The sequence below is a fragment of the Phytohabitans aurantiacus genome, from assembly GCF_027923225.1.
In the GTDB taxonomy this organism is placed as follows: Bacteria; Actinomycetota; Actinomycetes; order Mycobacteriales; family Micromonosporaceae; genus Phytohabitans; species Phytohabitans aurantiacus.
Map to the genome: position 1 here is coordinate 113,367 of NZ_BSDI01000029.1, position 12,986 is coordinate 126,352.

The 12,986-nt window shown below is 69.9% G+C and carries 7 protein-coding genes; 2 read left to right on the forward strand and 5 right to left on the reverse strand.

What is annotated here, in order from left to right; genetic code table 11:
- Window positions 1-100: 100 nt before the first annotated feature.
- Window positions 101-5,002, forward strand: coding sequence for a fibronectin type III domain-containing protein (locus tag QMG73_RS26155; protein ID WP_281899950.1), 4,902 nt, complete (start codon window positions 101-103; stop codon window positions 5,000-5,002).
- Window positions 4,995-7,943 (forward strand): DUF2961 domain-containing protein, encoded by a 2,949-nt coding sequence (locus QMG73_RS26160; RefSeq protein ID WP_281899952.1) that lies wholly within the window; start codon window positions 4,995-4,997, stop codon window positions 7,941-7,943. The genes QMG73_RS26155 and QMG73_RS26160 overlap by 8 nt, the downstream gene beginning before the upstream one ends.
- An 83-nt stretch (window positions 7,944-8,026) precedes the next feature.
- On the opposite strand, the gene QMG73_RS26165 is transcribed toward QMG73_RS26160, so the two are convergent.
- From QMG73_RS26165 to QMG73_RS26185, 5 genes are read right to left on the reverse strand one after another with little or no spacing between them, the layout of a single operon-like run.
- Entirely contained in the window at window positions 8,027-8,788 is a 762-nt protein-coding gene (locus QMG73_RS26165; RefSeq protein WP_281899954.1) for an SDR family NAD(P)-dependent oxidoreductase, read from the reverse strand.
- 25 nt (window positions 8,789-8,813) lie between these two features.
- A complete protein-coding gene (locus tag QMG73_RS26170; protein WP_281899956.1) occupies window positions 8,814-9,866 on the reverse strand; it encodes a methyltransferase in 1,053 nt (350 codons plus the stop codon).
- A complete protein-coding gene (locus QMG73_RS26175) occupies window positions 9,863-10,549 on the reverse strand; it encodes an HAD family hydrolase (protein WP_281899958.1) in 687 nt (228 codons plus the stop codon). The genes QMG73_RS26170 and QMG73_RS26175 overlap by 4 nt, the downstream gene beginning before the upstream one ends.
- A 1-nt stretch (window position 10,550) precedes the next feature.
- On the reverse strand, window positions 10,551-11,468 hold the full coding sequence (locus tag QMG73_RS26180) for a pseudouridine-5'-phosphate glycosidase (protein ID WP_281899959.1): 918 nt from the start codon (window positions 11,466-11,468) through the stop codon (window positions 10,551-10,553).
- Between the two features lie 52 nt (window positions 11,469-11,520).
- Window positions 11,521-12,873, reverse strand: a complete 1,353-nt coding sequence (locus tag QMG73_RS26185; protein WP_281899961.1) for a glycoside hydrolase family protein — start codon at window positions 12,871-12,873, stop codon at window positions 11,521-11,523.
- Window positions 12,874-12,986 lie beyond the last annotated feature (113 nt).

Below are 12,986 nucleotides of genomic sequence, written 5' to 3' on the forward strand. Positions count from 1 at the left end.
CTGCGCTTCTCCGGCGCGGCCAGCCGCATGAAAGGTTCGTGAAAGGAGATCGCTGCCACCATGATCTGGCTCTGTCTCGGCGAGTGGGTGCGGGTGAGAAATGGGTCGGTCGGTTTCTCGACTGTCGACCGCGGTGGCGGCCGCACTGTTGCTGGGCGTCATGGTCGTTCCCGCGGCTGGCGGGCGGATGGGGGAGGTTCGCAACGCGGATCTGGCTACGGCTCTGCCGGGTCGCTACATTGTGGACGTTCGTGACGGGGTCGACGTCACAGCGGCGGCGCGGGACCTGACCGGCCGGTACGGCGGCACTGTGGAGGCGCTGTTCACCGCGGTGCTCGGCGGCTTCTCGCTGTCGGCGACGGCGACACAGGCCCGTCGTATCGCCGGCGATCCGCGGGTCGAGGTGGTAGAGGCGGACCAGGTGGTGAGGCTCGACAGCACGCAGGTCGACCCGCCGAACTGGGGCCTGGACCGGATCGACCAGATCCCACAGCAGCGCGACCAGCGTTACTACCACTCGGACAGCGCCGTGCACGCGTACGTCCTCGACAGCGGCATCCGGGTGGACCACGAGACGTTCGAGGGCCGGGCGAGGCACGAGTACAGCCCGGACGACCACGAGTACTGCACCGGTGCGAAGGGCCGGCACGGTACGAACGTGGCGGGCGTGATCGGTGGAAAGGAGTACGGGGTCGCCAAGAACGTGCGCCTGGTGTCTGTGCGGATTGGGACGTGCAACGCCAATGGCGACTTCGAACCCGGTGTCGTCGAGATCGTCCACGGTGTGGACTGGGTGACGAAGAACGCCCAACGCCCGGCGGTCGTCAACATGAGCTTTGGCGGACCAACCAGCGGCCTGGTGCACAGGGCTGTGAACGACATGGTGAATAGTGGGCTCACGGTGGTGAGCAGTGCCGGAAACTTCGAGGGCAACGCGTGCACCCAAGAGCCGAACACGGTGCCCGGGGTGATCGTGGTGAGCGCGACCGACCAGAACGACAGGAGGATCTCAGACGCGGCATCGGGGCCGTGCGTCGACCTGTTCGCCCCGGGTTACGACATCACGACCGCCGGGATCGAGAGTCCGGCCCACGTCGACAACAACTCTGGCACCTCGTTCGCGGCGCCTCATGTGGCCGGCGCCGCGGCGCTGATCCTCGCCGAGCATCCCACGTTCACCTCCGCCCAGGTCGCCGAGGTGCTCATCGCGAACTCCAACAAGAACGCGGTGCGCAGTGCTGGCATGGAGGGCACGCCGAACCGGCTGTTGTACGTACCGCCGCCGGGCGCGCGCGACGCGGAGACGGTCGCGCACGACGACCTCAACAGGCTGTGGAACGCGTACGGCGACCAGGGCGGGAACTGGACCGGCGGCGACGAGACGACGTCGGTGGCGCTGCCGGACGGGCGGGTGGCGTGGCTGTTCTCCGACACGTTCCTTGGCACGGTGAACCCCGACCACAGCCGGCCGCCCAACACTCCGATGATCCACAACAGCATGGTGGTGCAGTCCGGCAACACCCTCGGTCCCACCGTCACCGGCGGCAACGCCGCGGACCCCAAGTCGCTGGTCAGACCGGAGACGGACGACGACCCGAACGACGCCGGCTACTGGGTCAACGACGCGACCGTCGAGGGTGACGAAGTGGCGGCCTTCTACACCCACTACCGCAAGACCGGGTCGGGCGTGCTGGACGTCGCACAGGTGGGCACGGCGATCGGCTTCTTCTCCACAAGGGACATGTCTTATAAGGGAGCGACGGATCTGAGCTTCGGCAAGACGCTGAAGTGGGGCGCCGCGCTGCTGCGGGAGGATGACTACACCTACATCTACGGGGTGGAGGGTCGCGACGGGCAGAAGTTGCTGCACATCGCCCGGGTGCGCAACGGACTGTTGGAGACCGAGGCGGCATGGGAGTTCTGGACGGGCGGTCCGGGTGACTGGTCGACAGAAGAGGCCAAGTCCACGCCCGTCATGAGTGGCGTGGGTGACGGGTTTGGGCTGGAGAAGCTCGACGACGGCCGGTATGTGCTGCTGACCCAGGACACCAACCTGGCGTTCAACCCGGACATCGTCGCGTACACCGCGGGCGCGCCGACCGGGCCGTTCACCGGGCGCACCCACGTCTACAAGGCGCCGGAGAGCCGCGGCGACACGATCGTCTACGACGCCCGGATCCACACCGCGTTCTCCTCCGGCAACCAGCTCGTCGTCTCCTACAACGTCAACAGCCTCAAGAGCGCCGACGTGCTCGCCGACGTCCGGCTGTACCGGCCGCGTTTCGTCAGCGTCACGTTGCCTGCCGCCGTCGACCCGGCCGGCGTTCCCGACGCGCCGACGGCGCTCACCGCGGCCCCAGGCGACCAGGGCATCGCGCTGAGCTGGCAGCCGCCGCCGGGTGACATCGAGCATTTCTGGGTGTACCAGCGGGACGAGACCGCGAAGCAGACCCAGTTCGCCCGGCTGCCGCTGCCGGTCCGGGACGTCTCTGTCGACCTGCGCTACCTGACCAACGGGCACACGTACGAGTTCCGTGTCTCAGCGGTCAACGAGGTGGGCGAGGGGCCGAAGTCGCTGCCGGACTCGGCGTTGCCGGCGATCGGCCCGCCGACACACGCGCCGACCAACCTCACCGCGAACGCCGAGCCGGACGGCACCATCAAGCTGCGCTGGGATCCGGTGCCCGAGGAGGGTGTGTACTACTTCGTCGAGCAGCGCGAAGCCTCGGAGGAAGACGACGACGCGAAGTTCAATCGCTGGCCGCTGCCGATCGTCAACGGGACCGAGGCTCGGGCCGAGTACCTTTCCCATTCGAGGGTGTACGAGTTCCGGGTGCTGGCCACCAACTCCGGCGGCGACGGCCCGTACTCCAATGTGGCCTCGACCGCATCGTGGACCGCCCTGCCCGGCGCGCCGAAGAACCTCCGGGCGGTCGCCGGCGACGCTCAGGTGACGCTGAGCTGGAGCGCACCCGGCCCGAACGTCTGGTACTTCCCGTACATCAAGGACGTCGGCGCGGGGGAGACCGAGTTCAGCAAGCTACCGGTCCCGCTGATGGGCGAGACCACGTTCACTTACAAGTATTTGACCAACAAGAACGCCTACGAGTTCAAGGTGGGTGCGACCAACCCCGGCGGCGAGGGACCGACGTCCACAGTGGTGACGGCGACGCCGCAGCCGACCACGCCACCGGCGCCGAGTGGCCTGACGGCCACCCCGCGCGGAAACGGCACCATCGATCTGTCGTGGACTTCACCGCGCGAGGGCAGCTGGTTCACCGTGTACCAGCGGGGCGCCAACGACCGTGACTTCGTTCCGTGGCCGTACCCGGTCTCGAAGGGCACCACCGCCACGGCGCAGTGGCTGACCCACGGCATCCGCTACGAGTTCAAGGTGGTATCCACCTACTACGACCTGGAGTCCGCCCCGACAAATGTGGCCAGTGCCGTCGCGCACTACGACCGGCCCGCGGCACCGACCAACCTGCGCGCGGTGCCGACGCCGGACGGCTTCGCGCAGCTGTCCTGGAACCCGTCGCCGGGCGAGCCCTGGTACTGGGTCTACCAGCGCGACGCGACGACCAACGGCGACTGGGAGAAGTGGGGATCGCCCACCGACAAGCTCAGCGTGCTCACCGGTGCGCTCGTCAACGGCCGCACCTACCAGTTCAAGGTGAGCGCCACCAACCAGGGCGGCGAAGGCCCGGCCACCGAGCCGGTGAGCATGGTCGCCAGAGGTGGCACACCACCGGCACCCGGTGGTCTGCGGGTAGCACCTGGCGACGGCAAGGCCACCCTGTCCTGGAACAGCCTCGGCGCGGGCATGTACTACTTCGTGCACCGCCGCAAGGTGATCCCGAGCGGTGACTGGGAGAAGTTCCCGTACCCAACGGACCAGACCTCCCTTGTGGACACCATGCTCAACAACGGTGACACCTACGAGTACCGGGTCTCCGCCTCCAACGCGCACGGCGAGGGCCCCTGGTCCGACGGGGTGCGGGTGCGGCCGCTGCCACCGCTGCCGCCCAAGGTGACCGGCCTGACCGCACAGGCCGGAGACGGCAAGGTGACCCTGTCGTGGAACGCGCTGGCGCCCGGTGTCTGGTACATCGTCGAGCATCGCAACGCTACCGCGAACGGGAAGTTCACGCCCACGCCGACGCTGAGCGGGAACACCACGTGGACGCACATCCTCCTCAACAACGGCGACACCTACGAGTACAAGGTGCGGGCGACGAACGTCGCCGGCGACGGTCCGAACTCCGACGTGGCCAGCGCACGACCACTGCCGCCGATCCCGCGGGCACCGACGAACCTGCGCGTCGACGCCGTGGGCCCCAACAGCGTCACGCTGTCCTGGAACGCTCCCGGGCCGGGCGTCTGGTACTGGGTCTACATGCGCGACGCCGCGAATCCGCAGGAGTCGTTCCGGCCGCTGACGTACCCCGTACCCGGCCAGACCTCACTGAAGGTCGACGGCCTGATGATCGGCAAAACGTACCAGTTCATGGTGACGGCCACGAACATCGCCGGTGAGGGCGCACCGTCCAACGTGGTCAGTGGCCGGCCACTGCCGCCGAACCAGACCGCGTGCGGCCGCACATACAGCAACTGGATCAAAACCAAGATCGACATTTTCGACCCAGAGGCGATCCAGCTGTACGACGTCGGCGTGGACGGGTGCATCCGCCGCGATGGCGCCACCGTGTATCTGAACTACTTCTGGGACACCAACGGGTACGCGGTGCTGGACGCGAGCTTCAAGTACGACCTGTGGGACTGCACGACCGGCAGGTTGATATGGCATCACTCGATCCCATATGAAAGGGGCACGCCGAACACCTCGGGCGCGCACGCCTCGTCGCACTCGATCGACCCGACGCACTTCTACCGGGTAAGGGCCCACGGTGGCGGCCACATCAACACCTTCCCCTACAGCACCTTCGGGATGTACCCGCCGCCCCGCATCGCCCCGACCGTCGCGTGGAGCGACTGTGTCTAGGCTCCTGACCCTCGCGGTCCTGGCGGCGGTCGGGCTCGTCCCAGCCGCCGCCCCCGCCGAGGCCATTGTCGCCGCGCCCGCCGCCACCACTGTCTCCGCACCGACCCGCGTGGTGGGCTGGGACACCTACCGCCGCCTCGACCTGCTGCCCTACCTACCCACCGACGGCGAGACCCGCCAGTTCTCCAGCTTCGACAGGTCCGGCGGCAACACCAGCGACGGCGGCGACAACCGGTACAGCTGCCTGCGCACCACGGCGGACGGTTGCGTGCTCGCCGAGGCCGCCGGGGCCGGCGAGATCGCCTCGATCTGGTTCACGCGTTTCGACGGCGACCTCAGCGGACTCGGCCGGCTCAAGATCGTGCTCGATGGTCAAACCGTGCTCGACGCCGCGGTGTCCGATGTGGTCGATGGCGACCTCGGCGCACCGTTCGAGCACCCGCTGGTCGCCAACGCTGAACAGAGCTCCGGTGGCGTGTACATCAAAGTGCCGATGCCCTACCGGTCGTCGATGCGGGTGACCGTGCAGAACAACCCCGGCTTCTACCACCTGTCGTACCGGCGCTTCCCCGACCCGGCCGGCGTCACCACCTTCAACCCGGCGGACCGGGCCGACGACGTGCTGGCCAAGCTCAAGGCCGCGGGTTCCGCCGACCCGAAGCCGGCTCAGCCGGGTACGGTGACGCTCACGCGTACCCTCACACTCCCGGCCGGCCGGCAGGCCACGCCCGTGACGCTGACCGGGTCGGGCGCGATCACCACGCTGCGCCTGCGGCTGCCGCAGGTGTCCGGGCATGACCCCGCCGACGACAAGATCCTGGCCGGCACCCGCCTGCGGATCGCCTTCGACGGCCACACCACAGTGGACGCCCCGGTCGGGGAGTTCTTCGGATCCGGGCTCGGCGAGTACCGCGTAGACTCGCTGCTTTTCGCCGTCGACCCGGCTGCCAGCGGCTGGTACACCACATGGTGGCCCATGCCGTACGCGACCAGCGCCACCGTGACCTTGGTCAATGCGAGCGGCCAGGCGGCCGTGAACGCCGACCTGTCGGTGACCTACGCCTCCGATCCACAGTGGAGCTCCGCGCTCGCCCTGGGTGGTGACGCCGGCTACTTCACCGCGCTGTCCCGCCGCGGCGACGTCGAGTACGGCGCGGACTGGATCTTCGCCGAGCTCGGTGGCCGCGGCAAGGTGGTCGGCGTCTCGCACACGATGAGCAGCACCGACGGTGGTCCGTTCGGTCGTACCTACCTGGAAGGCGATGAGCGGATCCACGTCGACGGCAGCAGGAGTCCACAGTGGCACGGCACCGGCACCGAGGACTTCTACAGTGGCGGCTGGTACTTCGTCAACGGCCTGTTCAGCGCACCCCTGACCGGGCACAGCGCCTACGAGCGCCGGGACGAGAACAACTGCGTGTACGCGTGCGATGCCGCCTACCGCATCATGCTCAGCGACGCCGTGCCGTTCCAGAGCCGGCTGCGGTTCGGCATAGAGCACGGCGGCACCAACGTCAACCTGGCCAGCTACGGGTCGACCACCTTCCTGTACACGCAGGCCAGCCGCGGTGGGCGCCTGACCGACACGCTCGACACCGGTGATCCTGCTGCCCGCACCGCGCACGCCTACACCGAGGCGGGCAGTGCGAGCCAGGCTGACCTGGCCGCCGTGTTCGAGGGCGACCACGACCACGTCACCGTCACCGACCAGGTACGTGCCACAGCCGGAGCGGTGAGCTTCCAGATGGCGATCGATCCGGCCAACCGCGGCGTACTGCTGCGACGCCTCTCCGACCAGCTCCAGGGCTACCAGGCGGCCCAGGTACTGGTCGACGGCGTCCCGGCCGGACTGTGGTCGCAGCCGCTGGGCAATCCGCACCAACGCTGGCTGGAGGACGGGTTCGCATTGCCGGCCAGCCTCACAGCCGGCCGTGCCGCCATCACCATACGACTCGAACCGCTGCCCGGCGCACCGGCGTGGACCGCCGCCCGGTACACGACGACCAGCCTGGTGTCCCCGGTCCGGACCCGCTCATTGGGCGGCACCGATGTGGACGGTGACGGGCGCGACGACATCCTGTCCTTCCACGGCGCCACCGTTCAGGTGGCGCTGTCGACCGGCGGCGCGTTCGCACCGGCCACGGCGTGGCACAGTGACTTCGGATCACCGACCGGACGCTGGCTGACCGGCGACGTCGACGGCGACGGCCGCGACGACATCCTTTCGATCGGCCAGCCCGGCATCGACGTGGCCCTGTCGACCGGCACCGCGTTCGCCGCCCGGACGCGCTGGCACGACGACCTCGCGCGGACCGGCGGCTGGCTGCTGACCGGCGACGTCGACGGCGACGGCCGCGACGACATCGTCACCGCCGACCAGGCAGCGGCCGTGGACGTGGCCCTGTCCACCGGCACCGCCTTCGCCGCGCCGAAGCGGTGGCACGACTTCTTCGCCCCTTCCGGCGAGACCCCGGCGCTTGCCGACGTCGACGGCGACGGTCGCGACGACCTCATCACCTTCACCCACCAGTCGCCGTGGGCGACCGTCTACGTAGCACTGTCCACAGGGGCGGGATTCGCGCCGGCCCGGCGCTGGCACGACTTCTTCGCTCCGGCCGGCGAAACACCACGCACCGGCGACGTGGACGGCGACGGCCTCGCCGACATCGTCACCTTCACACAGGGCGTCGAAGCGGACGTGTACGTGGCACTGTCGACCGGTACGTCGTTCGGGCCGGGGCAGCGCTGGCACGACTACTTCGGCCCGGCCGGCGAGTACCCGCGCACCGGCGACGTGGACGGCAACGGCCTGGCCGACCTGGTGACGTTCACCCGTACGCCGGCGGCAGACGTCTTCGTGGCCACCAGCGACAGTTGGACGTTCAGCCCGAGCCGGCTCTGGCACGACACCTTCGGCTTCCCCGCCGACGCAGTCCGCTGAGCGAGTATGTCGGACACCCGACAGCCGTTCCGCGCCGCGACCGGCGTTCGAGCGACGCTCACCGCTCTGCTCTCCCGCGACGGTCAGGCCGTGGCGCCGCCGTCCAGGACGAGGTCGGTGCCGACGGTGAAGGCGGCCTCCGGGGACGCCAGGTACAGCACGGCGGCGGCCACTTCGGACAGTGCGCCCACGCGACCGACGGGGAGTTGGGTACGCAGGCGGGTGTCGCGGTCGGACTTGGTCTCGCCGGGCTGGTACGACATCGGAGTGTCGGTCGGGCCGGGGCTGACCGAGTTGATACGGATGCCCTCTCCGATGTGGTCGCGGGCGGCGGTGCGGGTCAGCACCGAGACCGCGGCCTTCGTAGCGGCGTACCCACCCAGCATCGGCACGCGCAGGTGTGAGCCGAGGTTCGAGGAGACGTTGACGATGACGCCACCGCCGTCGCGGCGCATCTGGGCGATCTCGTGTTTCATCGACAGCAGGATGCCGGTGAGGTTGACCGAGACGATGGTCGACCACTGTTCCTCGTCGATGTCGGCGACCGGGCCGAATGCGGTCAGAACGCCGGCGCTGTTGACCGCCACGTCCAGCCGCCCGTATGCCTCGACCGTTCGCCGCACGAGCGCGGCCACGTCGGCCGAGCGGGTGACGTCGGTTGGCACCGCGGTCGCCCGGCCGCCGTCGGCCTCGATCTGCTTGACGGCCTGCGCGAGCGGCTCGGTGGAGCGGCCGGCGACGACGACCGCCGCGCCCTCCCGGGCGAAGGCCAGCGCGACGCTCCGGCCGATGCCGCTGCCGCCGCCGGTCACGAGCACAGTCTTGTCGTTGAAGCGTGCTGACATCGATGTCCCTCCACAGTAGAACGGGTTAGCTCGCCCGCGCCTCGATGACCCTGAAGTCGGTGGCGGGGATGGTCTCCGAGATCGCGCTGAGCGTGAAGCCGGCGGCACCGAGGATGCGGCGGAAGTCCGCCTCGGTGCGTTCGAACCCGCCGGAAGTCAGCGCGAGCATGTTCAGGTCGCTCATGACGGTCTCGACACAGGTGGCGGACTCCATCCGGGCCGGCAGCACCGGTTCCAGCACGAGTAGTACGCCGTCCGGGCGGATGGCCGCGCGGCAGTTGCGCAGGATCGCCACGCACCGTTCGTCGTCCCAGTTGTGGATGACGCTCTTGATCAGCAGCGCCTGCCCGCCGGCCGGTACGCCCTCGAAGAAGTCGCCGGCGACGACCTCGCACCGGTCGGAGAGGCCGGCCAGCGCGGTGGCCGCCCGAGCCTGCTCGGCGACCGCGGGCGTCTCCAGGATGACGCCCCGCATCGACGGGTGGGCGTCGAGGATCGCGTGCAGCAGCGTGCCGTCACCACCACCGATGTCCATAATGGAGTCATACCGGCCGAAGTCATAGCCGGAGACGAACCGGGGCGCCTCGAAGTGCGCGTTCTCCGCCATGGCCGCGTTGAAGGTGGCCAGCAGCTCCGGCGCGTCCGTCAGGTACTGGAAGAACGGCACGCCGTACACGTGCTCGAACGCCGCCCCACCGGTGCGGATGCTGTGCTCCAGGTCGCTCCACGATCGCCAGAACTCGGTCGAGCAGAACAGCTGGGTCAGCGCCGTGAACCGGTGCTCGGCGTGCTCGGTGAGCGGGACCGCCATGTCGCCGAGGCCGAACCGTCCCGGCTCCGGCTCGGTGAGCACGCCGAAGCTGGCCAGCGCGCGCAGCAGCCGGTGCAGCGAGGGCTGGTGCGCGCCGGTCCGCGCGGCCAGCTCCGCGCTGTCGCGAGGGCCGGCGCCGAGCAGGTCGGGGATGCCCAGCCGCACGGCGGTGTGCACCATCTGCGCGGCCATGTAGCCGTACACGAGGCGGACCAGCCGGGACCGCGTGTCCGGGTGGATCGGGATGCGGTGCGGTGTCGTCGTCATGCCTTCTCCTCGACCGCGATGCCAGCCGGTAGCAGCTCGACCACCTCGGTGAAGCTGTGCGCGATGACGTTGGCGCCGGCGGCGCGCAGCTCGGCCTCGGTGGCGACGCCGTACGTCACACCGATGTTCACCATCCCGGCCGCGCGCCCCATCTCCATGTCGCCGACGCCGTCACCGACGCCGACGCACTCGGCGACCGGGACGCCGAGCTTGCCGGCGGCGTACACGGCCATGTCCGGCTCCGGCTTGCCCCGGGTGACCGAGTCGTGGCCGGCGATGACGTCGAACAGCTCGGCGATCCCGGTCGCGGCGACCGTCTTCACCGCGGCTTCGTACACTTTGGACGTCGCGATCGCCAGCAGCAGCCCGCGTTCCCTCAGCCGCGCCAGTCCTTCGGCCACACCGGGGTACAGCAGCGCCCTGCCCTGCTGCCGCACGTGCTTGCCGAAAAGCTCGCGGTACCGGCCGATCGCGTGGGCCACGTCCTCGTGCTCCGGCGGTACGCGCAGCAGCTGGGCGAAGTTGCGGTCCAGTGGCTTGCCGACCAGGCCGCGGATCTCCGCTTCGGTAGCCGGCCGCCCCATCTCGTCGAGGATTCGCGCCGTGATCGTGGCGATGGCGTTGGGCGTGTCCACCAGCGTGCCGTCCAGGTCGAGGACGGCCGCCCGAATCCGGGTACCCATGTCAGCCCTCCCGGACCGCGCTCATCGCGGTCGCGAACTCGCCGGCGAGCGCCGCCGTGCTGATCAGGACGGCGCGGGTCGCCGCGCCGCTGCGGCCCTGGGTGGCCTCGCCGACCGCCTTCATCAGGAACGGGCTGACCGCGTTGCCGCTGACGCCGGCCGCCTTCGCCGCCTCCATCGCCCGCGTGATCGCGGCCTCGATCTCGGCGCCGTCGAGCGCGTCCTCCTCGTTGATCGGCGCGGTGAGCAGCACCGTGCCGCCGCCGTTGACCTGCCAGTGAAGCTCGACCGCGCGGGCGGCCTCGGTCAGGTCGTCGACGCGGGGGACCGGCAGCCCGGAGGAGCGCGCGTAGAAGGCGGGCAGCTCGTCGCACTGGTAGCCCAGGATCGGGACGCCGGCCGTCTCCAGGTACTCCGCGGTCGCCCGCAGGTCAAGGATGCTCTTCGCGCCGGCGCAGACGACCGCGATCCGGCTCCGGGTGAACTGCAGCAGGTCCGGTGAGATGTCGAAGCTCTCCTGCGCGCCGCGGTGCACGCCGCCGATGCCAGCGGTGGAGAAGACCCGGATGCCGGCCAGTTCGGCGGCGACGATGGAGGAGGCGACGCTGGTCGCGCCCGGACCGCCGCCGGCCAGGACCCGGCCGATGTCGCGAGCGCTGACCTTCGGGATGCCCTTCTTCTCGCCAAAGCGCGCGATCTCGCTGTCGTCGAGGCCGATCACGATCCGCCCGTCGAGGATGCCCACGGTCGCCGGCACCGCGCCGGAGTCGCGGACGGCCTTCTCGATCGCCACGGCGATCTCCACGTTCATCGGGTACGCCGGGCCGTGCGCGATGAGTGAGGATTCCAGCGCCACCACCGGGCGGTGGTCGGCGAGGGCCGCCGCCACCTCGTCGCTGAGCCTGAGCAGGGTATCCATCGCTGGTCGTTCCTTTCTCCGTAGAAGGCGGTCAGGTCTCTGTAGAAGGCGGTCAGGCGCGACCGCGCAGCACGACGACGTCTCCCTCGGTGCCGTAACCGAGGACCTTTTCGTGGAACTGGACATTGGCGAAGGTGAGCATCAGAAAGTCGCGGCCGTCCCCCGCAAGGGGGAACACCTGCGGATGCGGGCCGCCTTCGAGGTACGGGGCGTCGAGCGCCCCGATCTCGTGCAGATCCAGGTCGTACACGCGGTACCGGCGGTCCTCGTCGTCGGTGGCGAGCAGGTGCCAGCCGGTGTCGAACCGCTGCAGCACGCAGCCCTCGGTACGCCGTACCGCCGTGTCCGCCGCCCGGACGGTGAGCCCTTCGTGGTAGTCGCCGCCCTCGCGCGCGGTGACGAGCACGGGGTGGAAGGCCAGTTCCGGGTCGAGTTGGACCACGTCCGCGTACGCGATGTGCCAGCGCCCGTCGATCCGCGCGATGGCCGGCTCCCATGAGCTGAGGTGGACCGGCCCGGGTAGGCGCTCGTTCGCGATGACGTGGACGCCGCGGGTGATGTCGGCGGTGGTGGTGGCGTGGCGCACGTGTACGCCCGGGGTCGGCAGGTCGCCGCCGCAGACCAGGATGACGAACCGCTCCCGCTCGTCGTCCCAGACGATCTGGCCGGCGTTGTCGCCGGTGACGATGCCGTCGTGGGCGAAGAAGAGCTTCGCCACCTGTGCCATCCGCTCCGGGTCGTCCGGGTCGAGTGCCCACACCGACCAGTGGGCCTCCTGCGCGAAGCCCATGCCGGCGTTGCCGACGGTGAACAGGTAGCCGCCCTCGCGCAGGTACGGCCGCCCATCGGCGTGCGTGATCAGGTGCGGGTCGCGGAGCCCGACCTGCCCGAAATAGCCGGCCCGCACGTGGGTGACCGCGCCGCCGTAGGCGTGCTCGTATCGTGCGAGCACCTCCGGGCGGCGCAGGTCGGGCGACTCCACCAGCGCGGTGGCCAGCGGCACCCAGGCGCCTTCGGCGTCGAGCACCACGGCGGTCACCTTGCGACCGGTGAGCGTGGCCGCGAACCGTGCCGGTACGGCGGCGTCGGGCACGGGGGCCTCAGCGAGCGTGGTGTCACCTTGCTTGACGGCGACCATGCGCCGCACGGCGTCGTACTCGGCGAGGATCGCCTCACCGTCCACAGTGGCCCATCCGGCCCGTACGGTGGCGGTGCCCGCGGGCGTCACCTCGACCGCGCCGAACGGTGCGCGCATCCCCACGCCGGTGCGCACCAGGGCACCGTCCTCGGGACGGTCGGTGTCGAACTCCACGAAGCCGGGCGCGACCATCTCCACCGGCCGGAACCGGTGCGTCACCCGCAACCGCAGATCGAGCGGGCCGACCCCGGACCGCGTCGCTGTCATGTGCTGTCCCCTCGGACGACCGGTGCGCCGTGAGCGCCTTACCCCGGTGAGGCTGGCACGGTTGCCGCGCCCCAGGCATCGCGCAATCACGCCAACGGCACGGTCGACGGCGG

Excerpts from the sequence above, each read along its gene's own strand:
- QMG73_RS26155 (WP_281899950.1), top strand. The coding sequence starts at position 101 with ATGGGTCGGTCGGTTTCTCGACTGTCGACCGCGGTGGCGGCCGCACTG.
- QMG73_RS26165 (WP_281899954.1), bottom strand. The coding sequence starts at position 8,788 with ATGTCAGCACGCTTCAACGACAAGACTGTGCTCGTGACCGGCGGCGGC.
- QMG73_RS26170 (WP_281899956.1), bottom strand. The coding sequence starts at position 9,866 with ATGACGACGACACCGCACCGCATCCCGATCCACCCGGACACGCGGTCC.
- QMG73_RS26175 (WP_281899958.1), bottom strand. The coding sequence starts at position 10,549 with ATGGGTACCCGGATTCGGGCGGCCGTCCTCGACCTGGACGGCACGCTG.
- QMG73_RS26180 (WP_281899959.1), bottom strand. The coding sequence starts at position 11,468 with ATGGATACCCTGCTCAGGCTCAGCGACGAGGTGGCGGCGGCCCTCGCC.
- QMG73_RS26185 (WP_281899961.1), bottom strand. The coding sequence starts at position 12,873 with ATGACAGCGACGCGGTCCGGGGTCGGCCCGCTCGATCTGCGGTTGCGG.